Annotated in this window: 22 protein-coding genes; 11 read left to right on the top strand and 11 right to left on the bottom strand. The window is 52.3% G+C overall.

What is annotated here, in order from left to right; all coding sequences use genetic code 11:
• Position 1: 1 nt before the first annotated feature.
• The 5 genes from JI741_RS13245 to JI741_RS13225 all read right to left on the bottom strand — a co-directional run bounded on the left by JI741_RS13245 (position 2) and on the right by JI741_RS13225 (position 5,785).
• Positions 2-877: a peptidyl-prolyl cis-trans isomerase gene (locus JI741_RS13245; protein ID WP_202010163.1), complete on the bottom strand. Its 876-nt coding sequence runs from the start codon at positions 875-877 to the stop codon at positions 2-4.
• Between the two features lie 13 nt (positions 878-890).
• Positions 891-2,858: a peptidylprolyl isomerase gene (locus JI741_RS13240; RefSeq protein ID WP_202010161.1), complete on the bottom strand. Its 1,968-nt coding sequence runs from the start codon at positions 2,856-2,858 to the stop codon at positions 891-893.
• Positions 2,859-2,881: 23 nt separating this feature from the next.
• A complete protein-coding gene (locus tag JI741_RS13235; RefSeq protein WP_202010159.1) occupies positions 2,882-3,301 on the bottom strand; it encodes an ATP-binding protein in 420 nt (139 codons plus the stop codon).
• Entirely contained in the window at positions 3,291-3,635 is a 345-nt protein-coding gene (locus JI741_RS13230; RefSeq protein ID WP_202010157.1) for an STAS domain-containing protein, read from the bottom strand. The genes JI741_RS13235 and JI741_RS13230 overlap by 11 nt, the downstream gene beginning before the upstream one ends.
• Positions 3,636-3,712: 77 nt before the next feature.
• Positions 3,713-5,785: a GAF domain-containing SpoIIE family protein phosphatase gene (locus JI741_RS13225; protein ID WP_202010155.1), complete on the bottom strand. Its 2,073-nt coding sequence runs from the start codon at positions 5,783-5,785 to the stop codon at positions 3,713-3,715.
• Positions 5,786-6,013: 228 nt separating this feature from the next.
• On the opposite strand from JI741_RS13225, the gene JI741_RS13220 reads away from it, so the two are divergent.
• Positions 6,014-8,773 (top strand): T9SS type A sorting domain-containing protein, encoded by a 2,760-nt coding sequence (locus JI741_RS13220; protein WP_202010153.1) that lies wholly within the window; start codon positions 6,014-6,016, stop codon positions 8,771-8,773.
• 71 nt (positions 8,774-8,844) lie between these two features.
• Here JI741_RS13220 and guaB read toward each other — a convergent pair whose 3' ends face one another.
• Positions 8,845-10,317 carry an IMP dehydrogenase gene (guaB, locus tag JI741_RS13215; protein WP_202011068.1) on the bottom strand — a complete coding sequence of 491 codons (1,473 nt, stop codon included), beginning with the start codon at positions 10,315-10,317 and terminating at the stop codon, positions 8,845-8,847.
• A 173-nt stretch (positions 10,318-10,490) separates the two neighbouring features.
• On the opposite strand from guaB, the gene JI741_RS13210 reads away from it, so the two are divergent.
• From JI741_RS13210 to JI741_RS13195, 4 genes are all read left to right on the top strand, one after another.
• The gene (locus tag JI741_RS13210; protein ID WP_202010151.1) at positions 10,491-11,174 is read left to right on the top strand and encodes a septal ring lytic transglycosylase RlpA family protein; all 684 of its coding nucleotides are present in this window, start codon (positions 10,491-10,493) and stop codon (positions 11,172-11,174) included.
• Between the two features lie 114 nt (positions 11,175-11,288).
• Complete coding sequence (locus JI741_RS13205) at positions 11,289-12,077, top strand: sulfite exporter TauE/SafE family protein (protein ID WP_202010149.1); 789 nt, start codon at positions 11,289-11,291, stop codon at positions 12,075-12,077.
• 100 nt (positions 12,078-12,177) lie between these two features.
• A complete protein-coding gene (locus tag JI741_RS13200) occupies positions 12,178-13,641 on the top strand; it encodes a sensor histidine kinase (RefSeq protein ID WP_202010147.1) in 1,464 nt (487 codons plus the stop codon).
• Positions 13,642-13,706: 65 nt separating this feature from the next.
• Complete coding sequence (locus JI741_RS13195; RefSeq protein ID WP_202010145.1) at positions 13,707-14,111, top strand: response regulator; 405 nt, start codon at positions 13,707-13,709, stop codon at positions 14,109-14,111.
• A 50-nt stretch (positions 14,112-14,161) separates the two neighbouring features.
• Here JI741_RS13195 and JI741_RS13190 read toward each other — a convergent pair whose 3' ends face one another.
• Positions 14,162-15,625, bottom strand: a complete 1,464-nt coding sequence (locus JI741_RS13190) for a flavin monoamine oxidase family protein (RefSeq protein ID WP_202010143.1) — start codon at positions 15,623-15,625, stop codon at positions 14,162-14,164.
• A gap of 67 nt (positions 15,626-15,692) precedes the next feature.
• On the opposite strand from JI741_RS13190, the gene JI741_RS13185 reads away from it, so the two are divergent.
• From JI741_RS13185 to JI741_RS13170, 4 genes are read left to right on the top strand one after another with little or no spacing between them, the layout of a single operon-like run.
• Positions 15,693-16,229 (top strand): AAA family ATPase, encoded by a 537-nt coding sequence (locus JI741_RS13185; protein ID WP_202010141.1) that lies wholly within the window; start codon positions 15,693-15,695, stop codon positions 16,227-16,229.
• A gap of 3 nt (positions 16,230-16,232) precedes the next feature.
• Positions 16,233-17,471: an MFS transporter gene (locus tag JI741_RS13180; protein ID WP_202010139.1), complete on the top strand. Its 1,239-nt coding sequence runs from the start codon at positions 16,233-16,235 to the stop codon at positions 17,469-17,471.
• Positions 17,472-17,489: 18 nt separating this feature from the next.
• Complete coding sequence (locus JI741_RS13175; protein ID WP_202010137.1) at positions 17,490-17,888, top strand: DUF2721 domain-containing protein; 399 nt, start codon at positions 17,490-17,492, stop codon at positions 17,886-17,888.
• A 55-nt stretch (positions 17,889-17,943) separates the two neighbouring features.
• Positions 17,944-19,233: an aminotransferase class V-fold PLP-dependent enzyme gene (locus JI741_RS13170; RefSeq protein WP_202010129.1), complete on the top strand. Its 1,290-nt coding sequence runs from the start codon at positions 17,944-17,946 to the stop codon at positions 19,231-19,233.
• Between the two features lie 49 nt (positions 19,234-19,282).
• Here the strand turns inward: JI741_RS13170 and JI741_RS13165 are convergent, their stop codons facing one another.
• Positions 19,283-19,585: a hypothetical protein gene (locus JI741_RS13165; RefSeq protein ID WP_202010127.1), complete on the bottom strand. Its 303-nt coding sequence runs from the start codon at positions 19,583-19,585 to the stop codon at positions 19,283-19,285.
• Positions 19,586-19,775: 190 nt separating this feature from the next.
• On the opposite strand from JI741_RS13165, the gene JI741_RS13160 reads away from it, so the two are divergent.
• Positions 19,776-20,873 carry a sensor histidine kinase gene (locus JI741_RS13160; RefSeq protein ID WP_202010126.1) on the top strand — a complete coding sequence of 366 codons (1,098 nt, stop codon included), beginning with the start codon at positions 19,776-19,778 and terminating at the stop codon, positions 20,871-20,873.
• On the top strand, positions 20,870-21,610 hold the full coding sequence (locus tag JI741_RS13155; protein WP_369411776.1) for a LytR/AlgR family response regulator transcription factor: 741 nt from the start codon (positions 20,870-20,872) through the stop codon (positions 21,608-21,610). Before JI741_RS13160 ends, JI741_RS13155 begins: the two co-directional genes overlap by 4 nt.
• Here JI741_RS13155 and hemH read toward each other — a convergent pair.
• The 3 genes from hemH to JI741_RS13140 are packed head-to-tail and all read right to left on the bottom strand — an operon-like array spanning position 21,607 to position 25,619.
• Positions 21,607-22,617: a ferrochelatase gene (hemH, locus tag JI741_RS13150; protein ID WP_202010124.1), complete on the bottom strand. Its 1,011-nt coding sequence runs from the start codon at positions 22,615-22,617 to the stop codon at positions 21,607-21,609. The genes JI741_RS13155 and hemH overlap by 4 nt on opposite strands.
• A 6-nt stretch (positions 22,618-22,623) precedes the next feature.
• Positions 22,624-23,793, bottom strand: a complete 1,170-nt coding sequence (locus tag JI741_RS13145; RefSeq protein ID WP_202010122.1) for a hypothetical protein — start codon at positions 23,791-23,793, stop codon at positions 22,624-22,626.
• Positions 23,793-25,619 (bottom strand): PAS domain-containing sensor histidine kinase, encoded by a 1,827-nt coding sequence (locus tag JI741_RS13140; protein ID WP_202010120.1) that lies wholly within the window; start codon positions 25,617-25,619, stop codon positions 23,793-23,795. The genes JI741_RS13145 and JI741_RS13140 overlap by 1 nt, the downstream gene beginning before the upstream one ends.
• Positions 25,620-25,747 lie beyond the last annotated feature (128 nt).

Genomic DNA, 25,747 nt, shown 5'->3' with positions numbered 1-25,747 from the left:
ATCAATTAAATATCTCAAATTCTTTTTGATCCTGGGCTTCCTTAAACACTTCGTCTTCCAGTTTTTTTCCCAACTCCACTTTGCGTTTGTTCACCAGGATGTTCTGGATGTCGTCTTTCACAAACTCCATGGGCGACACGTTATCGGATATTCTGTACTGCCCCACTTTCAGGAAGTATAAAAAGTTATCGTCCGATGTTTCGTAGTACGGGTTTGACTTCAGGAATTGAATTTTGTTGGGGATCTCTGCCAGCGGAGAATTTTTCACCAGGTCGTCGAACACCACCCAGGTGGAGTCGGAGATGTGATAGGCCGATGAAAAGCTCAGGCAGTATGATTTCAATTCCCGTTTGTCTTTGTCGCGCGTTGAGAAAATCAACTCTTTTATTTTCGCCGTGCGCGGTGCGTTCTTCGGAATTTTGATGAACACGCCCTGCACGATATTTTGCTTCAGGATAAAGTTATCAATGTTGGCCTTGTAGTACGTTTCAATTTCATCGAGCCCCACCAACGTGTCGAGGTGTTGTTTGATGTAGTAGGTCTGGTATTCGTAGGCAATGATGCTGTAGCGATAGTCCAGAATTTTGCGTTCCACCTGGGCCTCGTTGATGTCTATTTTGCGCGACGCCTCCTGGATGAGCAGTTGTTTGCGTATCCAGGTGTTGATGTAGGCCTCCACCAGCTTGGTGCTGTCTTCGGGAGGCGTGCCGGGAGCGGTGATGCCCACAAGCTCGTCTTTATACAAATAAGAATCGTTGGCCCGGGCCACAGGGGTTCGCCCGGCTTCTCCGTCGGCGTGGCTGCCTTTCATTTTGATAAGGTCGCATCCGGAAAAAAGCAGGCACAAAAGTACAAAAACGGTGGTCGCACCGTTCATGCCCCGTGTAGGGTTATTTTGCCTGAAGTTCTGCCAGTATGAATTTTTTTCCTTTCTCATTCACCTTCACGGTATGCTTCTTTTTCAGCTGATCCAGCCATTTTTTCTCCAAAAAGGCCTGGTAATCCGAGATCACGGCCGGCCTTGCTTCTTCAAACGACATAATGCCGGGGGGCAGTATCTCCTTTAGCCACGCAAGGTAATATATTCCATTGTTTTCCGCGGGATAAACGCCTTTAGCCCAGGGCATCTTTTCCAAGATGGCCTTGTCTTCCTTCTTAAAGTAGCCCGATTCGGTCTTCAACTTCCGAAAGGTCACCGCCTCCTGGATCTTGTTTTCGTCGCCTCCCTGCACAATTTCCCGCACGGGCGTCATAAACTCGCCCGTATTGCCCGAATAAAACACGGCCTTCACACGGTCGCCGGCCGTATAGCTGGCCCGGTGCTCGTCATAATACTTGCGCTGGCCGGCCGTATCCTGCGAAGCCTTGTTCCAGACTTCCTTTTCCATGATCTCAAACAGCAGGATTCCTTCGTAGTATTCGCGGAGCAAAAAGCCATAGTCGGGATTTTTAGTGGCGATTTCCGCTTCTACCAAGGGCATGATGCAGGCCTCTGCATAATGGTTGTAAAGTTCTTCGAAATATTTGCGGGGGTCCTGCAGGTTGGCGTGCTGGTTTTTTTGCACATAGGCCATAAAATCTTTCACCGCATAGGGTTTGCCCTGCACGCTGAACAACATTTCCTTATCCGCTTTCAGGGTGGCCGGCACTTTCCAGGCGGCTTTTTGAAGCGACGAGTCGGCGGCGCCCATGGCCCGGGCCTTGGCCGCTACATTTTCTTTGAAGAGGTATTGATGGCGGAGTTTGGCCTGCAGCGCGGCTTTGGAAACTTCGCTCCGATCGTCGCGCACCACTTTGCTTTTCAGGGCCGGTGCCGCTTCGGCATAGGATTGCATCGGCAGTTTTTGTTCGAGGCGAACAATGTGCCAGCCGTATTGGGTTTGAAACGGGTCTGAAAGTTCGCCGGGTTTCTGGAGGCTGAACGCCACTTTTTCAAATTCCGGCACACCGGCCATGCCTCGCGTACCAAAAGGCCGGAGCCGGCCACCGTTGTCTTTCGAGCTGGGGTCTTCCGAATATTGTTTGCACAGCTCCTCCCATTTCACGCCGGCCTGAAGCTGGTCGTAGAGCGAAAAGATGGTGTTCTTCACTTTCTCGTTGTCTTTGCCATCGCCGGTCCGCAGCATGATGTGCGACACTTCCACTTCGCCGGGTGCCGGGCGCCGGTCCGTCACTTTCACCAAATGGTAGCCAAAGCGGGTGCGGACAGGCTGGCTCATTTCGCCTGTCTTCAACTGATAGGCTGCAGTTTCAAAGGGATACACCATTTGCAATGCCGTGAAGTAGCCCAGGTCGCCGCGGTTCAGTTGAGCCGAGGGATCCTGCGAATAGGTAGCGGCTGCGTTGCCAAAATCTGTTCCCGCCAAAATCTTGTTGCGCACTTCAACAGCCTTGTTGTAGGCGCGGAGGGTGTCGGCCGGTGAGGCGTCGGGCGTGAGGCTCATGAGGATGTGCGATGCCCGGATTTCCTCTTTCGACCGTTCGTAGGTGAGGCGCACCAGGCTGTCGGTGAGTTTGGCGTCGGGCAGGTAGGGCTTGCGTAGTTCTTCTTTGTAGGAATTAAATTCTTTCACAAACGCGGCGGTGGTGTCCATGCCACGGCGTTTGGCTTCCTCCACTTTCACCTTGAAGTTGATGAACAGGGCGAGGTATTCATTTATTTTTTCGGGCGTATAGTCCAGCGTTTTGTTGGGATGATTTTTCCGGTAGAGGTAGGTGAATTCGTCGGCATTAACAGGCTTGCCGCTCACCGTGAACACCGTGACGGGTTTGGCTTTGGCAACGGGACTGTGGGTTTGAGCAACACTCAGGGAGACGAGTGTGCCGCAGAACAGCATCGTGATGGCGCTTTTCAACATGGCTCTGAAAAAAGATTGGTGATTTAAATAAAGTGAACGGTCTTCACCAGGCGGCAGATATTCCGGCCACCGGTTTTTTGATATTCTATTTTATCCATGATCGATTTCACTAGGCGAATGCCTAACCCTCCCTTGCGCTTTTCGTGCACGATGTTGTCGAGGGCGGGGGTGTTGAATTCGTTTATATCGAAAACCGTTCCGTCGTCGATGAGTTCGAAGACGAGGGGATGATTCTTTTCTACACTGATGATGAGCTCAAACAGATCGTCGGGGTTGCACTGGTGTGCATGGATCATGAGGTTGGAACACATCTCGTCCAGGGCCAGCACAATCTCGCTTATTTCCAATTCGGAAATATTGTGATTCTTCAGAGAGCTGCGAATGAAGTCGCGCACCCCCTTCAGGTTCTCGATGCTACACCCAACTTTAAACTTATAGTTCATTGACAATTTGCTTAGCTTGAACTTTATCTTTTCCGATGTGCAGCAGCTCGTTAAGCCCCAGGATGCTGAAGGTGTTGGCAACCTTATCGCTCATTCCGAATAATACCATCTTGATGTTGCGGTCCTTGAATTCTTCGATGTAGGACATGAACACACCGAGGCCCGCCGAAGAAATATACTCCAATGCACTGCAGTCGACCAGGATCTTGGAGAACCCCTCCCCCACACTCTTGGCAATTGCCAGATCAAGCTCAATGGAAGAGCTGGCGTCTATTTCGCCTACCAACGCGATGACGTCGGCACCATCTTCCTGCAATCTTTTAATGTGGATCATAAGTTTTTAACGTGGTTTAATATTTTATGTTGAGTTCCATGCAAAGCCCTATTTCAAGTGAAACGGGAACTTTTTATTTATTTAAATTTTACAATCATGGTCGTGTAGTCGTCATCAATATTTTCGGTGCCCGAAAATTCATACAGCTTGTGAATCATATAGTCCTGGATCTGCGCCGGCGCCAGGTCTTTGATCTCGCAAACCATGGCCAACAGGCGTTCATAGCCAAACTCCTCGCCTTTGCCATCTTTGGCTTCCGTCACACCGTCGGTATAGAGCACCATGATATCGCCCGGCTTATACGCAAACTCGTTGGCCTGAATGAAGCTGGCGTAGCTCTTGTTGCGCACCATGCCCAGGGCCACGCCCTTGTCTTTAAAGTACTCCGTCAGTTGGCGGTCGGCATGATAATACAACACCGGGCAATGGCCGGCGCGGGCATAGCGGATCTTCTTGGTTTGGGTATTGATAATGAAATAGGTGGCCGAAATAAACGAGCCACGTTCGAGACAGTAGACCAACGCCTGGTTGGCCTGCACCATAAATTCGTCGGGCGCAATGTCGCGTTGTGCCAGGCTGTGAAAGATCCCTTTCATTTGCGACATGTGGAACGCGGCCGTGGTGCCCTTCCCCGAAACGTCGGCAATGATGATGGACACCAGGTGGTCGTTGATGCGGAGGGTGTCGTAATAGTCACCGCCCACTTCATCGGCCGACTCCGAAAACGCAGCCACGTCAAAGTCGGGGTCTTGTTCCAGCAAGGTGGGCAGCAAGCTCTTCTGCACCATCTTGGCAATCTTCAGTTCTTCTTTGTAGCGCTCGTTTTGAAGCGCTTCCTCCATCAACCGGAAATTCTCGATAGAAATTCCCGCCTGATTCGAAAACGTCGACACGATCTTGGTCATCTCCTTGTTGAACCCCTCGGGAAGCTCTTTTAACAAGGCCAGCGTGCCAATGTTATCGCCTTTTACATAAATGGGAAATGCCAGGATCGAACGGAACCGTGAACCCTTCAGCGTGGCCAGGTGTTTTGACAGATTTTTTGTTTTTTCGCTTCCCTGATCAAACACGCCTTTGATGTTGTGCGAGTTCAGGTGATGAATGATGTCGTACGATTCCTTGTCGGTTATCTTATAGGTGAAGAGTTTGTGTTCATGCGCGTTGCTGTTGATTTCCAGCCATGCCGCGTCGGCAAACACCGAGCTTACCGAAGTTTCCAGCAAGATGTTGTAGACACTCTCTTCGCTTTGTTCGGTTTGAATGGACTGGCTGATGCGTTGAAAGTTCACCACCTCTTCCAGCTTTTGCTCGAACACCGACGTGGTGGGCAGGTTGAACAAAATCACCAGGAACGAGAAGATGCTATAGACCGTCACAAACACAATGAGCGACATGATGAACACGTGCTGGTGATAGTCGGTATAGAACGTCGAAACTTCGCCGATGCCTTGTGAAAGCGTGCTGTTGGTGAAGAAAATGTAGAGCAGGTAGAAAATGGTGAGCAGCAATAAGAGCAAGCTTGTCCACTTCTGTTTGAAGTTGAGGAAGGCCACCCACTTCATGTTGCCCGACAGCACAAGACCTACCACCACAAAAATCCCAAGCAAGGCGCCAAAGAGCCATTCCACCTGCGGCACTCGGAAGCTGTTGTAGACCAATGTCACCAGCAGGCCCACTTCAAAAAAGGCCCACAGGCGCAACAGCCATTTTGATTTTTGATAGAGGATGAGTCGCTTCCAGGCACTGAAGGCCATCATGAGGAAGCCGATCATGAGCCCGAGGTTGATGAGGTAGACAAGGTCGTTAAAGACCACGTTGAACGCCGAGTGCGAATCTATTTTGGGACTGCCCAGCAGGTGTTCTACCAGGCGCAGGGCCAGCGAAATCACGGTCGAGATCAACCCGGTGGCAAACACACGCCACAGCAGGTCAACAAAGTTCAGCACCTCGTCGCGCTCAATTTTCAGCTTATAATAATAGAAAAGCGAAAGGATGAAAAGGTTGAGGATCACCCCGGGAAGCCACACGGGCACCTCGGGTTTTATGTTGCTGAGCGAGCTGAACAGGATAGAAATGTCTGTAAACACCAAGGCCAGCCAGGTAATCACACCCACCGTAAACAATAACCTGGTGATAGCTTTTGAACGCACAGACTGCCGGATTTTAACAAAAAAACCAATCCTGAGATTGGCCTACAATTATAGGAATAAAGTGAGAAACTATGGATTAACCTTGAAATTTAGGGTAAACCTTGAATGCACCAATCCAGAATTCTTGCTTTTCGCCATTTTTTTTGCATGAATCTTACATAACGATCTCCTGTAAAACTATCTTTGATCACTGTTTTTCGAACGAGAACCCTATCCGATTCAAATATTATGCGTCATTCCGTTTATCAGGGAGTAGGCCTGGCCCTGTGCGTATTTCTTTCTGTTACCTTTTCTTTCGCACAAACTTCAGGCGACTATCGCTCCATTGCAGACGGTGACTGGTCGATTACCACAAACTGGGAACGCTTCGACGGCGCCATCTGGGCCACGCCCGGCGCACTGGGCTATCCCGGTCAGTTCGACACACCCGAAACCGTGACCATCCGCAACAATCACGATCTGCTTTTGGATGTAACGCCTCCCCTGAATGTGAATAACCTGGTGGTGGGCGGCGGTTCTTCCGGCAGTTTTGCCACCAGCGCCGCGGCATCGCTCATGGTGGTGGGCGACCTCACCATCAGCACCGGCGCAAACTTTTTGTTCTCCAACACGGGCAACCTCATTGTGAATGGCGACACCCAGGTGAATGGCTTCTTCCAATCGTCTACCACGGGCAACACCATCTTCACCGGCATGGTGACCAACGCCGGGGCCTGGAACACCACGGCCATCACCACCCAAAACAAAATGATCTTCAACGGCGGCCTCACCAACGGCAGCACGTTCAACGCCGGGGGTATACGCCTCGCGGCAGGCCGCACACTCACGGCCAACAGCCTCACCAACGTGAACAGCGGTCTCAATTCGCCGGGCGACCTCACCATTGCCGGCACCTCGGCCGTGGTGGTGGCCAACGACGTGTCCACGATCGGCCGCGACCTCATTGTGCAGGGCAGCATCACCTTTTCAGGGTCCGACCCCGCCGGTGTGCTGCTGGTGACACGCAACCTGGTGGTTGACGGCACACTGGTGCTCAATTCGCCTACCGAAGGCAACATGGACATTCAGGGCACCACCACCATCAACGGCAATTTCATCGATGTGCAAAACAGCGGCATCGACAACTTCAACGGCAAGGTGACCGTGGCGGCCACCGGCAACTGGAACACCACGTCGGTGACGGCCGAAGCCAACATGATCTTCGAAGATGGCATCACCAACGACGGCAATTTTTCGGCCGGCGGTGCTTCATTCAACACACGCGACCAGTCGATCGACGGAACCTCAGCGCTCATCTTTTCCAATACCGTGACCGTTGCCTATCAGAAAATTCTGACCAACAACGGCATCGTCACCATTTCCAACAGCGCGCCCGAGTCGCTCACCGGCACCGGTACGTTTGTGCAGGGGGCCAACAGCGTGTTGAACTATGCCGGAGGTTCGTCAAACATCATCACGTTGCAGGCAGACCAGACAGGCAACACCGTGAACTATAACGGCTCGGCCGATCAAACCATTTTCAACACCACGGGTGGCGAATATTATAATCTGCAGGTATCCAATAGCGGCATCAAGTCGCTCTCAAGCAATTTTCTGGTGCATGGCAGTGTCACCATCACTGACGCGGCCGTGCTGAAGAGCGATGGCAGCGACCTGAGCCTGGGCGGCGACTGGATCAACTACAGCACGGCGCCCGACCCGTTCGAGCAGGAATCGCGCTCGGTCAGGTTTGTGGGCACCACACAACAACGTATCATCAACACGGGCAGCGCGCTGGGCACAAACTTCTTCAACCTCGAACTGAACAACTCCAACACCACGTCTCCCCAATTTGTCCTGAACACAAACGTGACGGTCGACAACCTGATCACCATCACAAAAGGAAACACAGACCTGAACACCTACACGCTTTCGCTGGGCATCTCGCCGGTGTTCTTTGGCTCTTTGTCGCGCACGTCGGGCTGGCTCTACAACGGCACGTTCACACGCCAATGTCCCGCGGGGGCCTTCAACGGTCTTTTTCCCATGGGCAGCGCCACCAACACCAGGCCCTTCAACATCCAGACCACGTCGGCACCTACCACTGGGGGCACCATCACCCTGACCTATACCGATTCGCCCTACACCAACTACATCGTGCCGTCGTTCATGGATGGCGCCTATGAAGTGCTGCTGCGTCACGAAGCCCAATGGAACGTGAGCACCACCGATGTTGCGGGTGGCGTGTTCAGCCTCATGGGTGGCGGCACAGGGTTTGGCGTCATCAACAACCTGTCCGACCTTCGGCTCATTCTGCAAACAAGTGCCGTGGGCACAGCCGGTGCCAACGGCGGCACCACGGCCAACCCGCAGGTTACGCGCACGGGTGTGACGCTAGCCAATCTCAACAACAGCTTTCACATCGGCTCGGGCGATCCCACCGACTCTCCACTGCCCGTTTCTCTCCTGTTCTTTAAAGCCGCTGGCGAAGGTCATCAGGTATACCTCACCTGGGAAACCGCGACGGAAACCGACAATGCTTTCTTCACCATCGAACGTTCGCGCGATGCAAAATCATTCTACACCGTGGGCACTGTTGACGGCAAAGGCACAACCTCCGTAGCGTCGCGCTACAGTCTGTGGGATAACGAACCGTATGCCGGTCGTTCCTACTACCGCCTCAAACAAACCGACATCGATGGAAAGGAAACCTATTTCGCCGTGGCCACCGTGAATCTAAAAATGGCGGAGCGCGAATTTTTCAGCCTCTATCCTGTGCCCTCTTCGGGCGAAGTGTTTGTAGATCTCAAAGGCATGGAAACCGGGCGCGAGCTTTTCGTGCGCATATACACCGACCAGGGGCGGGAAATTTATTCGCTTCAGAATTTCAAAATCGAAACCAACGCGCCGCTTTCTTTGAACGCGGGTGGCGAGCTTTCGCCCGGCATCTATCTGGTGCGCATCAGCAGCGGTCTTGACGTGCGCGTGCAAAAGATGGTGATCCGGTAAGAGAATCATTTTCATAAAAATGAAGAAGGCCACCCAAACGGGTGGCCTTCTTTCTATGCTCAGTTCAGCGCTTACTTTCGGCTATAGTTCGGTGCTTCACGCGTGATGCTGACGTCGTGAGGGTGACTTTCGGTGACGCCCGCAGCGGTGATTTTCACAAATTTCGCGAGCTTCAGTTTCTCGATGTTTTTGGCACCGCAGTAGCCCATACCAGCGCGTAGCCCGCCCGTAAGTTGATAGAGCACTTCCGACACCAGTCCTTTGTAGGGCACGCGGCCCGAGATGCCTTCGGGCACCAGCTTCTTCACATCGTCTTCCACATCCTGGAAGTAGCGGTCTTTCGAACCGTCTTCCATGGCCTCGAGCGAGCCCATGCCGCGGTAGGATTTGAACTTGCGTCCTTCGTAGATAATCATTTCGCCCGGTGCTTCTTCGGTTCCGGCCAGCAACGATCCAATCATCACGCTGTCGGCACCGGCCGCAATGGCCTTCACAATGTCGCCCGAGAAGCGAATGCCGCCGTCGGCAATCACACACACGTTCGATCCTTTCAACGCCTTGGCGGCTTCATACACGGCCGACAATTGGGGCAACCCTACACCGGCCACGATGCGCGTAGTGCAAATGCTGCCGGGACCGACGCCCACTTTCACGGCGTCTGCTCCAACCTTGGCCAGCGCCTTGGCCGCTTCGCCGGTGGCAATGTTGCCGACAATGAGTTCGAGCTCGGGATATTTTTTCTTCACACGCTTGGCGGCTTCCATCACACCTTTGGAGTGACCGTGCGCCGTGTCGATGCTGATCACGTCCACACCGGCGGCCTTGAGGGCATCGATGCGGTCGAGCACATCGGGTGTTACCCCCACGGCTGCACCCACGCGAAGTCTGCCAAATTTATCCTGGCAGGCCGTGGGTTTGTTTTTCTTTTTCTGAATGTCTTTAAAGGTGATGAGGCCGATCAGCTTGCCCTTCTTGTTCACGATGGGCAGCTTTTCGATTTTATATTTCTTCAGGGTGCCTTCGGCCTGTTCGAGGGTGATGCCTTCGGACGCGGTGATCAGGTTGTCTTTGGTCATGATCTTTTCCACCGGCACGTTCATGTCTTTCTGGAAACGAAGATCGCGGTTGGTGATAATGCCCACCAGCTTGCCGCCGTTGTCCACAATGGGAATGCCACCGATCTTGTAGTCGCGCATGATGTTTTCGGCATCGCGCACGGTCGAGTGGATGTCGAGGGTTACGGGATCGAGAATGAGACCGCTTTGGGAGCGTTTCACTTTGCGGACCTGTTCGGCCTGCAGCTCGATCTTCATGTTTTTGTGGATGAAACCCAGCCCGCCTTCCATGGCAATGGCAATGGCAAGTTCGGCTTCTGTCACGGTGTCCATGGCGGCCGATACCAGGGGAATGTTTAGCGAAATGTTGGGGGTTAGCTTGCTTGAAGTGTTTGTGTCGCGGGGAAGTACTTCAGAGTAGGCGGGAACCAGGAGCACGTCGTCGTAAGTCAGTGCTTCAAAGAGGAATTTGGATGTATCGAGTGGCATGGCAAATAATTTACGATTCATTATTTGCCGGGCAAAGGTAACGAGTTCAGATCATTTATTTGCACCGCAATCACAAATGCCGGGAATATTTCTTTAACGCTGCGTTGCACCCGGGATTTTATGCCGAAATTGGGGCCGTCAACGTATTTTTTAATCGGCTTAACCCCTTTTGCATGACGAGAATATTTTTTACGACCGTGTTGCTTTTTTTTGCCGCCGTTTCTTTCGCACAGGTTCAAACCGGAAAAGCATCGTTCTATGCCGACAAATTTGAAGGCGCCCGCATGGCCAGCGGCGAAAAATACCGGCGCAACAAATTTACGGGTGCCCACAAAACCCTGCCCTTCGGCACCAAGGTGCGCATCACCAATTTAGGCAACAATCAAACGGTTGAAGTAACCATCAACGACCGCGGCCCCTACGTGGAGGGCCGCATCATCGACCTGTCGCGCGCCGCCGCCGAACAGCTGGGCTTCACCAACAAAGGCCTCGCCGACGTATCGCTGGAAGTGATTGACCCTGGCGATGGCAAAACGAGCGACCCAGGCCAACCCATCGACCAGGTGTCGGTGGAAGAAAAAGAATTCTACGACTTCAAAATCTCCCGGCTCGAACCCAAAGGCTTTGGTGTGCAGATCGGAACCTACCAGGAACTGGTAAACCTGATGCGTCTTTCCGACAACCTCAAAAATTCCTACAAAAAAGAAGTGACCGTGCAGGTAAAGGTCATCAACGGCGTGAAATACTACGGCCTCATTCTCGGCCAGTTTTCGTCGCGCGAAAAAGCCGAGCAGTTCCGCGAAGAGCTTCGTCCCAAGTTTCCCGATGTGTTTATTGTGGAGTATAACCGGCTCTAGGCTGGTTTCAAACTCTATGGAAATAGTCGGTTAATTTCATTTTCGCCCAAAAAATAGTCCCTTTGTGATGGCGACACACCTTTCCACCAAAACGCGTTGTCGCCTTGTGGATACATGGAAATTGTTGGGTATGCGGCGGCGATTCTGATCGGTCTTGTGCTGGGCCTCTTGGGCGGAGGTGGATCCATTCTTTCGATTCCGATTCTCGTCTATCTTTTCCACGTCGATGCCGTGCTGGCGTCGGCCTATTCGCTTTTCATTGTCGGGGCCACCAGCCTGGTGGGAGCCATACCCAAATACAAAGATCACCTCATCAACATCCGAACGGGATTTCTGTTCGGCATCCCCTCCATCATCGCCATCTTCAGCACACGCCGGTGGATTGTGCCGGCCATATCCGATGTGCTGTGGCAGGGCGACGCGGTGGTCATCACCAAACGATTTCTGTTGCTGGGCATGTTTGCCGTGCTCATGGTGCTGGCCTCCATTTCCATGATTCGCGGGCGCCAGGAAATCCAAAACGATCGCGATAAATTCCGCACGTTCCTCGTCATTCTGGAAGGCACCCTCATCGGGTTCCTCACCGGGCTGGTGGGCGCCGGCGGTGGGTTTCTCATCATTCCCGCCCTGGTTCTACTGACCGGCCTTTCGTTCAAGACAGCCGTGGGCACCTCTCTTTTTATCATCGCCATCAACTCGCTCACCGGCTTTTTGGGCGACGTGTTGAACTATGCTATGGACTGGCCCTTTCTATTGCTGCTCACCGGTCTTGCGGTGTTGGGTGTGCTGGCCGGCAACCGGTTGTCGCGGCACGTACGGAGCGAAAAGCTGCGCACGGCCTTTGGCTGGTTTGTGCTGGCTATGGGGTGCTGGATTTTATTCCACGAAATCGTGCTGCGATAAGCGTCCATCCTTTCCCTGCTTTTGCTGGCGGCGGTTCCGATTTTAGAGTACCTTAGAGTAAACACATTTTCCAGTTGCCGTTGCTTTAAGATCCTCCGCCATGATTGTACGCCGTTTTGCTTTACTCCGTGAAAAACTCGTAGCACTCACCCAACGCAACTTCTTTGCTTTGTTGGTCACCATTGTTGTGTCTCTGGCGTTGCTAACCGTCACCAACTATTTCACCATAAAAATTCTATCGTCTGTTCGCGCCTATGCCAACGGAGAATCACAATATTCGAAAGGCGAAAAGGGCGCGGCACGTCACCTCATCTCGTATGTGAACACGCATGATGACAGCGACTGGGCAAAATTCAAGGAAGAGCTGGGCGTGCCTATTGGCGACAGTCTTGCCCGGGTGGCACTCACTCACAACGGCGACATCGACGTCATTCGCCAGGGTTTTCTTGCCGGACGCAATCACCCCGACGACATCGACAACCTCATCTGGCTCTTTCGCCATTTCAAAAACGTTTCCTTCATGGCCCAGGCCATCCAGGCCTGGAAAGAAGCCGACCAGGCAATCGAGAAAGAATATCGCCTAGGCGAAGAAGCGCACCATCGCCTCACATCGGGCCAGTGGAGCAGCAACGATCAACGCGAACTCATTCGCCGCATCAACGACATCTCGTCGGAACTGACCCTGAAAGAACGCACGTTCTCCAGTGTGCTCGGTGCGGCGGCGCGCGACATCAATCATTATCTTTTTGTCGCCAATATTTTCTTCACCCTGCTCATACTTGGGTGTGCCCTTGGCTATGCCGCTTCCATGATCGGCCGCATCCTGAAATCACAAACCGAACTTGAACTAAAAAACCTTGACCTGACCAACACCAATCGCGAGCTCGACAATTTTGTTTACAGCGCATCGCACGACATCCGCGCACCGCTCATGTCGCTGAAGGGCCTCATCGAAATTGCACAGATAGAAGACGATCCCGAGCAACTGAAGGAATATCTGAAGCTCATGCAGCTGAGCCTCGAGAAACAGGACCACTTCATCAACGACATCATCAACTTTTCGCGAAACAAACGGGTCAGTTTGCAGATGCAGGAAGTGAGCCTGGTGGAGGTGATCGACAACGCCCTGAACCAGCACCGGTTCATGAAAGGTGCCGACCGCATCGATGTGCACCGCGAATATTCGCTCGACAAGGTTTTCTCGGATCCGCTGCGGCTCAGCATCCTCTTCAACAACCTCGTTTCGAACGCCATCAAATACAGCGATGCGGCCAAAGATTGCTGTTTCCTGAAGGTGAAGACCTATCCCACCGAAGACCACAACATCATCAGCATAGAAGACAACGGTGTGGGCATCCGGCCGGAAGACCAGAAAAAGATTTTTGATATGTTTTTTGTTACCCAAAACAATAACAAAGGCACAGGCCTGGGGTTGTATATCGTGAAAGAAGCCGTGCAAAAGCTGGGAGGGTCTATTGCCGTGGAGTCCGAAAAAAATGTAGGAACAAAATTTATTATTCAAATTCCTAAGCGCCAGGTCGTATCTTTATCCACGCCTGGATAATGGTGACTCTGTGAGGCAGAAAAATGTTTTTTGTGACTTTGACTACCGAACTTCGCTGAAACAACATGAAAGCAAAATGTAAATTTCTCATCGTAGACGATAACGAGGTTGACCAGATGGTGACCCGCATGTTGCTGAAAAAGAAACTTGCGATCGACGATGTGAGCCAGGTGAGCACCGGCGACGAAGCCCTGCAATGGCTTCGGCAATCGGACTCCACGCTGGCGGAATGCCTCATCATTCTGCTCGACATTCAGATGCCCGAGATGGACGGCTTCCAGTTCCTGGAGGCCTACGACAAAATGGGCGACGATGTGAAACACAAGACCAGCATTATCATGCTGTCGTCCACGCTCGACCCGCGCGACATCCGCCGGGCCCATGACCATAAATATGTGAAGACCTTATTGAGCAAGCCCATGCCCACACACCGGCTTGGCGAATTGTTTGCCGAAGACGCTGACAACTAAAAGGCAGTGCATCAAAAAAAGAAGGCAAAAGATTTTCCCGAAGAAACTGATCAACCCAATTTAGCGATAACCTCCTGCGCGGCCCGTTCGCCCGACAGCAGTGCGCCATTCAGGTTTCCGAATTCTCCATTCACATCGGTGGCTTCGCCGGCAAAAAACACGCGGTCGCTAAGCGACTTAGCCAGGGCCACGCGGTCTTGTTGTGTTCCGCCAGGTTTCAGATAGGCCGCGCCACCTTTAATGTAAGGCTCCTTCGTCCAATCGTGTATTACGGCAATGTGGTTGTCGTTCAAATCCTTTCGCGCGTTGAGCGTGGCCTTGCCGGCGTAGATCGCGTCGAGCTCGGCCATCAACACCGGCAACGCGTCTTTGCCCAAAGCCGAGAGCTCTGCTCCTTTTGCACCACCCACGGTGACCGCCAGCGTTTTGGTTAATTCGCTCCGCAGCGCGCCATTGTTAAAATATTCAGGGCTTTGTGCTCCTCCATACAAAAAGCTGGAGGTGTTACCCCAAAAATTTATTTTGAAGTCGAGCAACACGCGCACCGTCGCGTCCATGTCGAAGCGCGAGAGGGCCGTCGATTTTTCGCTGGGCAGACTGGGCGTGAAAACAATGTTGCCGGCTTTCAATACCGACACAGGCACCGTCACAATCACTTTGTCGAACTCGGCCGAGAACGGTTCTCCCGTCACCACGTTTTGTCCGCTAACGGTAACCTTGTCGCTGGTGTAGTTTATCTCTTTCACCACGGCGTTCACCAGGGCATCCGTTGTCACCTTGGTAAAGCGCGACAGCAGGGCATCCTGCATGGGGTTGTCGGTGAGGGTTTGCAGGGTTTGGTTGCGCGTGCGCAGGGCCAGGCCCTCTGCCAGTGCCGTTACGCTGAGGCGATCGTTGGTGGTTCCGTATTTGTTTCCGATCCACGCATTCAAAATGCTGTGCGTCCGGTGGCTCAGTCCCGCAGCTTCGATTGCCTGCTGAACCGACACGTTGCCTCCGGAGTAGGTGGAGAGTGTATTGAAAAAATTCTGTGCGGCCACAAAGTCCGCATCGGCTTGTGCCGTGGCCGCGTTGGTCAGTGTTCCTCCCAAAAGATAATTGTCGGTGGTTCCGGTAGAGAGATTGCCTGCGGCAATTTTTAGATCGCTGATAATCTTTCCCCAGACAGAATCCGATCCCAGCACCACGTCGGCACCCAGCTCGTTGGGATAGTCGCTGCTGAGTTCGCTTGGCGAGTTGAGGTAGAGCGCAGTCGATGGTTTGTCGAACGACTTCAGTGAACGCACACGTCCACCAAGACGGCTGGAGGCTTCATAGATCACCACGGTGTAGCCCTTGGCCTTTAGTATATCGGCAGCGTACAAACCGGCGGCGCCGCCACCGATGATGCCCACCGAAGGGCCCGTGCCGGGTTGTGGGTCGTCGTCTTTTTTGCAGGAACTCAAGTAGCCCGGCAGAATCAATCCTGCCGTCAAACCAAGCCCCAGTTGCTGAATCGCTTTTCTTCGCTTCACGAATACAATTTTTTTGGAAAGTTAAGGATCGGGCTAATTTTACAGAAATATAAACGATTTTCGGTCTATGAATTCAAATGCCCTGCCAACGGTTAAAAAAGTCGCGGTGATTGGCCCGGAGTGCACGGGCAAGTCTGACCTGTCTCAGTTTCTGGCCAGCCATTTCAAGACCGAGTGGGTACCCGAATATGCACGTGGCTATATCGACCACCTGGTGCGGCCCTATGAAGAACACGACCTGCTGGCCATTGCCCATGGTCAGCTTAGGGTGGAAGATGAATATGCCCGCGACAGCAAAGGCATCCTGTTTTGCGACACCAACCTCTACGTCATCAAGGTGTGGAGCGAAGTGAAGTTCGGAACCTGTGCCGAAGAAATTCTAAAACAAATTGCCACACGTCACTACGACCTCTACTTGCTCACCTATGTGGACGTGCCCTGGGTAGACGATCCGCAGCGCGAACATCCCACGATGCGCGAAGAACTGTATCAGCGCTACCGCACCGAACTGAAAAACCAACCGGTGCCTTTCATAGAAATCAAAGGCGAGCGCGAGCAACGCCGCAAGCTCGCGGTAGACGCCACGCAAAAAATTCTTTCGTAGCCCATGAGCATTCCCACCGGCCCTTATGCGGCCCTGAAAATTCCGGACTTCCGGCTCTTCATCCTCACGCGTTTTTTTGTGACCCTGGCCATTCAGATCCAGGGCGTGGTGGTGGCCTGGCAAGTCTACGACATCACGCACGATCCGCTGTCGCTGGGACTCATCGGTTTGGCTGAAGCCATTCCATCGATCAGTGTGTCATTGTATGCAGGGCACCTCGCCGACATCGTGAACCGGAAGAAGATCATTGTGACGTGCCTGGTCACGTTGCTCTTTTGTTCGCTGGCCCTGTTGTTCTTCACGTTGGAGCCGGGCAAGTTTTGGTTGAGCTATGGCGCGCTGCCCATCTACTCCGTCATCTTTGTCAGCGGCATTGCACGCGGCTTCATCACGCCGGCGCTCTTTGCCTTCATGCCACAGTTGGTACCACGCGAGTTGTATAGCAACGCCATCACCTGGAACAGCACGCTGTGGGAAACCGCCGCCATTGGCGGACCGGCCATCGGAGGTCTTCTCTATGCCTGGAAGGGCGTGCAGTTTTCATACGGCGCCGATGCGTTGCTCATGCTGGCCGGGTTGTCGCTGGCCATCGGCGTGTCCAGCAAACCCCTTCCGCCCGAAAGCGAAGAACAAGGCATCTTCGACAAAATCAGCGCGGGGCTTCGTTTTGTGTTCAATCACCAGATCATACTCGGTGCCATCTCGCTCGATTTGTTTGCCGTGTTGTTTGGTGGCGCGGTGGCGTTGCTCCCCATCTTTGCAAAAGAAATTCTCGCCGTTGGTCCACAAGGGCTGGGCTTGTTACGGGCAGCGCCTTCGGTCGGGGCTTTGCTCATGGCATTCTACATCACTCACAATCCCATCCGTAAAAACACCGGCAAGATATTGTTGTGTTGCGTGGCGGGCTTTGGCGTGTGCATGATTTTGTTTGCGCTGTCTACCAACTTTCTCATCTCGTTGTTCCTGCTCATGATGAGTGGTATGTTCGATTGTGTGAGCGTGATCATTCGCGGCACGTTGCTGCAAACGCTAACGCCCGAAAACATGAAAGGCAGAGTGTCGGCCGTGAATCACATTTTCATCGGCTCGTCAAACGAGATCGGCATGTTCGAGTCGGGTCTGGCTGCGCGTTTGCTTCGGGTAGTGCCCTCTGTGATTTTCGGAGGATGCATGACTTTGATTTCGGTAGGCACCATCGCCGTGTTTGCCAAATCGCTTCGTCGTTTGCAAAAGGTTCAGTAAAACAAAAAACATTCGCGCATGGAAATGTCCATCAACACACCGGCCCTGCTCTTTCCCGCCATCACTCTGTTGATGCTGGCCTACACCAACCGTTTTCTGGCGCTGGCCACGTTGATCCGCAGCCTCCACACCAAATACAAACAGGTGCAGGAAGATCACGAAATCATCAAAGCACAAATCAAAAATCTGAACAAGCGGCTCATGCTCACCAAACACATGCAAGGTGCCGGCATCTCCAGTTTTTTTCTCTGCGTGTTGTCCATGCTTTTCTTCTACCTCGAAAATCATGTGATGGCCTATTCCATCTTCGGCCTCAGCCTGTTGTTTCTTCTGCTATCGTTGGCGCTGTCGCTAAATGAAATATACATCAGCACACGCGCGCTCGAAATTGAATTGAAAGACATGATGGAGGAATAGGGTTTCCACGGGCACTGAAAAATTTGTATTTTCAGTTTCCTAAACCCCTCCGCTCATGTCAACGCGCCGTTCATTCTTTCAAAAGACGTTGGGTGCCGCCGGTGCCCTTGCCCTCTCACCCATCGCCGTTCAGGCCCGGGCCGAAGAGGTTTCAGATGCCCTTGTTCAACTCAACAAATTCACGCCACAAGCCGCAGCGCTCGAAGAAGAATTGTGGGACCGCATGGCGCAGGCCTACACCGTTTCGCCCAACATGCTCAACCTCAACAACGGCGGCGTGAGCCCTCAACCCAAGGTGGTACAGGATGCAGTAGACCGCTACTATCACCTTAGCAACGAAGCGCCAACCTACTTCATGTGGCAGATACTCGACAAAGGCCGCGAGCCCCTCAGAAGAAAACTCGCCGACCTTGCCGGAACTTCGGGCGAAGAACTGGCCATCAACCGCAATGCCACCGAAGCACTGGCCACCGTCACGTGGGGGCTAAGCCTTTCCAAAGGCGACGAAGTGGTGATGACCAAAATGGACTACCCCAACATGATCCACGCCTGGAAACAAAAAGAGCTGCGCGAGGGCATCAAGATTAAATGGCTCAGCCTGAACCTGCCCATCGAAAAAGAAGACGACATCGTGAAAGCGTTTGCCGATGCCACCACACCCAAAACAAAAGTGTGGCACATCACGCACATGATCAACTGGACGGGCCAGATCATGCCCGTGAAAAAACTTTGTGAAGAAGCGCGCAGGCGAAACATCATTTCCATTGTAGACGGCGCCCACACCTTCGCGCACATGGATTTCAAGATCACCGATTTTAATCCCGACTATTTTGGCACCAGCCTCCACAAATGGCTGTGCGCGCCATTTGGCACGGGCATGCTCTATGTGCGCAAAGAAAACATCGCAGGCTTGTGGCCATTGTTTCCCAACGACAAACCCCAGAGCGGCGACATCCGGAAATTTGAAACCCTGGGCACGCGGTCGTTTGCTCCCGAGCAGGCCATTGGGCAAGCCATCGACTTTCACAACGCCATCGGCTCGAAGCGAAAGGCAGAACGCTTACACTATCTAAAAACTTATTGGGCCGAAAAAGTGACAAAGAACCCGCGTGTGAAACTCAACATCTCGCTAAAGCCGGAATTCTCGTGCGCGTTGGGCAACTTCTCCGTTGACGGCCTTGAACCTGAAACGGTGGCAAACCGGCTGATGGGCGAATTTCAGATTCACACCGTATCTATTAAATGGGAGAACGTGAGTGGCGTGCGTGTCACCCCGCATGTGTATACCACCACAAAAGACCTCGATCGTTTTGTGGAAGCAGTTTTAAAAATTGCCGCATCCTAAAAAAAAATGCCTGGCCATTCTCATGACCAGGCTGCTCTTTTAATCTAAATCAAATCGAATGTTTCGACTTGAGTCTTCGCAGAGAAGCTACGGTTCGGTCGTTGTAGCTTCTCAGCAACTGGTCTAATCGTTTTTTATGACGCGGCCGGTTAATATTGATGTATACACCATCGATCTTCACTTCATGCACCAACAGGTTGTCGACGGTATAGAATCGAACGATGGAGTAGTTTGTTTCTTTGGCATTGGTTTCCACCACCCAGTAGGCGGGCGATGACGCCGGAAGCGATTGGCTCACGGCCGCTGTCAGCGACAGCAGCACAAGGGCGGATAACAGAACGATGCGTTTCATAGTGTTGAGGATTTTTAAGAAAATACGCAAACTCTATCCACTTGTGTTCGGCATTTCGCTTCACAAGGGCATTCCCCGGACTGATAGTGTCCCTGCGGCGATCAACACGTTTGGTCTACGATAGCGGCACTTTCGTCTACAAACATTTTTTTCAGCAAACCTTTCGCAGGGTTTGGAGTAAGTTTAACCGATGGACTCATTCGTTTCGAAGCTTGTTCTTTCCGACGTTCCCTCCTACCGGGTGGCGCGGCATGTGCTCTTTTGGGTGGTGTGCTGGGCATTCTTCGGCATGCTCTATGGTTTCTATTTCGTGGTGGACCCGTTGCTCGCATTCAGGATTTCGTTCACCGAGTCGTTTATCTTTTTGCCGGCGCACATCTTTCTCAGCTATGGCATCATCTATGGCGTTCTGCCCAACCTGATCCAGCGCGATCGCTATTGGAGCGCGTTTGTGGTCACGCTTGTGCTCATTGTGATGGCCGCCGTCATTTCGGTGGGCCTCAACCATTTTGTGGTCACTGCGTTTCGCACGTGGATGCACTTTCCCATACGGCACACCACGGTGTTCTATTCATTCATGGGCGGCTTGCGTGGCACCATGACCGTGGGGGGATTTGCCGTGGCCATCAAGCTGGTGAAACATTTCTATGTGAAGCGCATCGAAACCGAAAAACTAGAGAAGGAAAAATTGCGCGCCGAACTCGAATTACTGCAGGGACAGCTTCATCCGCATTTTATGTTCAACACGTTGAACAGCATCTATTCGATGGCATTGAAAAAATCGGATCACACACCCGAAGCCATTTTAAAATTGTCGCAGCTCATGCGCTATATGCTCACCGACTGCCGCGGCGACACCATTGCCCTGAACAAAGAAATTCAGGTGCTCCACGACTACATCGATCTTGAAAAAAATCGCTTTGGCAATCGCCTCGACATCACCGTGAATGTGCACGGCGATATTCACCAGCCACACATCGCCCCGTTGCTGCTGTTGCCCTTTGTGGAAAACAGTTTCAAACACGGCGCCAACGAAATGATCGAGCAAGCGTGGATCAGCCTCGACTTGTCGGTACAACAATCACAACTGAAATTCAAACTCATCAACGGCAAAGCCGAAACAAAAGGAGTAGGCACCCATTCGGCACACGTGGGTTTGCTCAATGTGAAGAAAAGACTTGAATTGTTGTATCCCAAGGGTCACGAACTGCGTATCACGGAAGACGCGGACCTTTTCATCGTTTCGCTGACATTGGACCTCGACAAAATTAAAGTACCCTACCCGTGAGCACCAAATTCCGTTGCCTGCTTGTTGACGACGAACCCCCGGCCCTGGAGATTCTGCGCACTTACATCGACACCATGCCGACGCTGGAAGTGGTGGGCGAATGCCATCATGCACTCGCTGCGTTTGAATTTTTGCGCCAGCACCCTATCGACTTGTTGTTTCTCGACATCCAGATGCCGCGACTGCTCGGCACCGAGTTTCTGAAAACGCTCACCAACCCACCCCGCGTCATCTTCACCACCGCCCACCGCGACTATGCCGTGGAAGGTTTTGAACTGGGCGCCGTAGACTATCTGCTGAAACCTTATTCGCTTGAACGCTTTCTTCGCGCCGTGCACAAAGTGCTTGACCTGGAACAGCGCACAGCACCACCCGCGCCCCGCAAAGACCCCCTGCATTCAGAAGACGACCGGTTCCTCTATGTGCGCGCCGATCGCAAAATGGTGAAGATCATGGTCGACGAAATTCAATACATCGAAAGCCTGAAAGACTATGTGAAGATTGTGACCACGCGCCAGGTCATCACCAAACAAACCACAACCGCGCTGGAAGAAATGTTGCCCGAGCAGGACTTCGTGCGCATCCACCGCTCGTTTATTGTCGCGTTAAAAAAAATAGATTCCTACAGCCACCACGCCGTGTTCATGGGCAAAACCGAACTGCCCGTAGGCCCGCTCTACCGGCAGGACATCATGAAACGATTGAGCAAGATTGGGGTGAGCGACGCTACGCTCTAAGGTGCCAGCACAAGATCTTTCAAACAGGCAATCCACATGGGGTGTTCGTTGAGGCTTTCCACCAGCTGAACTTTCTCGCCACCGTGCTCCTTAAAAATTTCCTGATACTCTTCGCCGATCTCGATAATGGTCTCCAGGCAATCGGCAGTGAACGCCGGCGAGAACACAAGAATTTTTTTCATGCCCTTGCGCCCGCAATCTTCCACCACTTTGTCGGAAAACGGCATCAGCCATTTTTTATCCAGACGCGACTGGAAGCAGACGGTGTATTTTGATTCGGGTATGTTGAGCTGTGCCGCCAGCAAGCGCGTGGTGGCATAGCATGTGGCCTTGTAGCAATATTTGTTTTCTTCGGTGATCTCGTGTTCGCAGTCGTGATCGGAGCAAAGTTCTTCGTTATACACTTTGTCGACCTGCCGTTCGGGCAAGCCGTGGTAGGAGAACAACACGTGATCGTAGTCCGCCAGGTTATACTGACGTCCGCGCGCCACAAATGCTTCAATGAATTTGGGATGGTCGTAGTATTGACTGATCACTTTCAATTCGGGAATCACCCACCAGCTTTGCATCACACGCATCACTTCCTCCAATGCCGAACCTGTAGAAGCTGAAGCATAATGCGGAAACATAGGCAGCACTACAATCTTTTGATAGTTGTTCTTGCGCATGGTTTCCAACACCGAAGCGATGGAAGGATTTTTATAGCGCATAGCCAGGTGCACATCATAATCGCCACCCAGTTCTTTTTGCAACAGGTCTTTTGCCTGCTCGCTGATGTAGAGCAAGGGCGACCCTTTTTCGGTCCACAGCTTTTGATAGATCTTGGCCGACTTGGGTGCGCGGAAGGGAACGATGATGAGGTTCACCAACATTTTTCGCGCAAGCCACGGAATGTCGATCACCCGCGGGTCGTTCAGAAATTGAGAAAGATACGATCGCACGTGGCTCACCGACGGACTGTCGGGCGTGCCTAGGTTTATTAGTAAAACTCCGGTTTTGCTTTTCATACACTTCTATCCCAGGATGGGCGCACGCTTAAAAGGCTTTGTCTCGTCAAAAAGTTTTCGGTAGGTGGCATGTTTTTTACACACGGTGCCGCCGACCTGTTCAACGACAAGAATCATTTTCGGGTTGAAGTCGCCGATCCAGTTCATTTCATATTCATCGTAGCGCTTGTACTGGTCCTGCAATACCTCGCGCGAATTCATAATCATGGCACCATCAAGGCCTTTGCCCTGGTGTTCGGGCACTACGCCAAACAAAATGCCGAAGGCCTTGCGGTTGGTCTTCATCACGGTGTGGTAGAGAAACTTCAGTTTGCCGATCCAGTTCAGCTTGCCATTCACATATTTAAAAATCTGGTTGATCTCGGGCAGCGACAAAAAGAAGCTGACGGGTTCACCCTTATAAAATCCAAAGTAGAGTAACCGCCGGTCCAGGATGGGCTTCATTTGTTGCACCAGCAGGCGTGCCTGTCCGATGCTGAGCTCGGGGTTTTCCGAACGGTTTGCCCACGCCCGATTATAGACCTGGTGAATGTATTCCGGCAACTTCGGAAGTTCTTCTTTGCCGATATAACGAAAGTCGTAGTCAGGATCGGCCGCCGTGATGGCCGCCTTCTCGCGCAGACGTTCGATGACGGGTTCGTGTATGGCGCGGTAAAAGGTGAGCTGGTAGAAGTATACTTTGAATCCGTATTCTTCAAAAAAATCCTTGTAGTAGGGAAAATTATAATTGCATTGATAGTTGGGCTCGCGGTCAAACCCTTCGAGGAGCAAACCCCACCAACGGTCGCGGCTGCCAAAGTTCACGGGGCCATCCATCGCTTCCATCCCTTTGCCTTGCAGCCAGTGCCGGCATTGGTTAAACAGCATGAAGGCCGCGTCTTTGTTGTTCACGCATTCAAAAAAACCCATTCCGCCCGTAGGCTGGTCGTTGCCTTTCTTCACCGTCTTCTGGTTGATGAAAGCCGCCACGCGCCCGATGGTTTCCTGTTTGTCGTTCACCAATATCCAGCGGATGCATTCGCCGTGACGAAACGCTTTGTTTTTCTCCTCATCGAACACCGATTCGATGTCCTTGTCCAACGGACGGATCCAGTTTTTCTCGTTTGCGTAAAGCTTCACGGGAAGCATGAGAAACTCACGTACCTGCTGGGGTGTAGTAACTTCGTAAATCTTCATTATTGTTCAACGCCTACCGAAGGCATTTTGCCAATCATACTGTTTATGCGGTTGGGCAACAAAATGGCAAAGCGTGTGCCTTGTCCCACCCTGCTGGCCACGGTGATCTGGCCACCCAATTTGTCGATGGCGTTCTTCACAATGTATAAACCGATTCCCGATCCATCCGACTGTTCTGTCGCGCGATAAAACATTTCAAAAATTCTTTCCAGGTTCTCTTCGCTGATTCCGATACCGTTGTCGGCAAAGATAATTTCAGCGCGAAGGTGGTCAATGTTTATCTTAATACCAATTTCCGGCGTCACCTCGTCGAGCTGACGATATTTGATGGCGTTGGAAATGAGGTTGCGCAAAATTTCGGCGATGCGCCACGGGTCGCTATAGAAGTCGATGCCGTCTACTTTTATAATCTGTCTGATTTCCTTTGCACCTTCCAGGTAGTTCAGGTCGGCAAAGGTTTCGTTGATGATCTTGGAGAAATCCACCTTCATCACACTCACTTCCATCTTCAGATTTTTGGAATGGCTCAGCACATCGCCAATAAAATGATCGAGGTGCTCCACCTTGGTGCCAATGATGTCGATGTAGTCCATCGGGTTGTCGGTGTTGCCCGGCAGCTTCGCCAGGTTCACCAGCCCAAGAATGGACGACAGCGGTGCGCGAAGATCGTGCGATACTTTATACACAAAATTGTCAAGCTCACCGTTTCTGATTTTCAGCTCTTCTTCCACGCGCTTGCGTTCGGTGATGTCTACATACACACCATAGATGCCGATCGTTTCGTTGTCGAGCAGCACGGGCATGCCATAGAGGATCACGTTCACGATGCGTCCGTGGCGGTGGCGACGCACCGTTTCGATGCTCACAATGCGGTGGCTAGTGATGAGGTTGTTGAGGTCAACGCCTTCGTGCGTCAACTCTTCGGGAACAATAAAGTCGTTGATGCTGCGGCCTCTCAGTTCGGAAAGTGAGTAGCCAAACATTTCTTCAAAGCCACGGTTCACTTGCTCCACCTTGCCCGAGTCGGTGAGCAACACCACGGCCATGGGCACGTTCTGGAAAAGCTGGGCCAGCAGCGTTTCATTTTTCTTGATGCGCGCTTCGGTCTGCTTGCGTTCGGTGATGTCGCGGAAGATCACCTGCACACATTGCTCGCCGCGGAAGTTGAAGGGATAGGCCATCGTTTCCACGTCGATGGTCTGACCGTCCTGGCGAATATACTTTTGTTCGATCATGGCGCCCGGCATACCTTCAGCCACTTCTTTCATGCGACGGATCACCCGCTGCTGATAGTCGGGGTGCACAAAGGTGAGCAGGTCGGTGCCCACCAGATTTTCACTTTTCTCGCCACCCAGAATGGAGTGGGCAAAGGCGTTGGCAAAAACAAGCCTGCCCTGTTTGTGTATGACCACGCCAATGGGCAAACGCTCCACCAGCGACTGATAGCGGGCTTCGCTTTCGCGGGCCGTTTCTTTTCGTTCGGTAATGTCTTGAATGATGCCGCGGCGAACAATGACGCCGTCGTTTCGAAGTTCGTAGTTGGAACGGATCTCTACCCACTTCACCAGCCCGCGCACATGCATGCGTCCTTGCCAGTTCCATTCGCGCCCCGCCTGTTCGCACGCCAGCGAGGAGGCGCGCAGGTTGTCTAGGTCTTCCGGGTGAACAATGGAATCCATAAGGGTCACGTCGTTCATCACGGCGCTGGCCGGAATGCCCAGAAACGTATCGCAGGCTTCACTGATAAAATCAAAGCGCCGCGTGCCATCCGGATGAATGGTGTATTCATAGATGACTGCCGGTAAATGCTTGATAAGGTCCTGCATAGGTTTAGGTACAAGAAAACAGCTTGTTTCGGGATACGTCGGGGCCGCCTTACGAATGATTGTCTTCTCTGAAACTTCGCAAGATAAAGTATACACCTAAGAAAACAAGGAGCCACAACTGGATTTCA

Origin of the sequence: Chryseolinea lacunae (assembly GCF_016735595.1) — a bacterium.
GTDB lineage: Bacteria > Bacteroidota > Bacteroidia > Cytophagales > Cyclobacteriaceae > Chryseolinea > Chryseolinea lacunae.
Note: the sequence above shows the minus strand (reverse complement) of the source record. Positions and strands in the feature narration are given on the sequence as shown.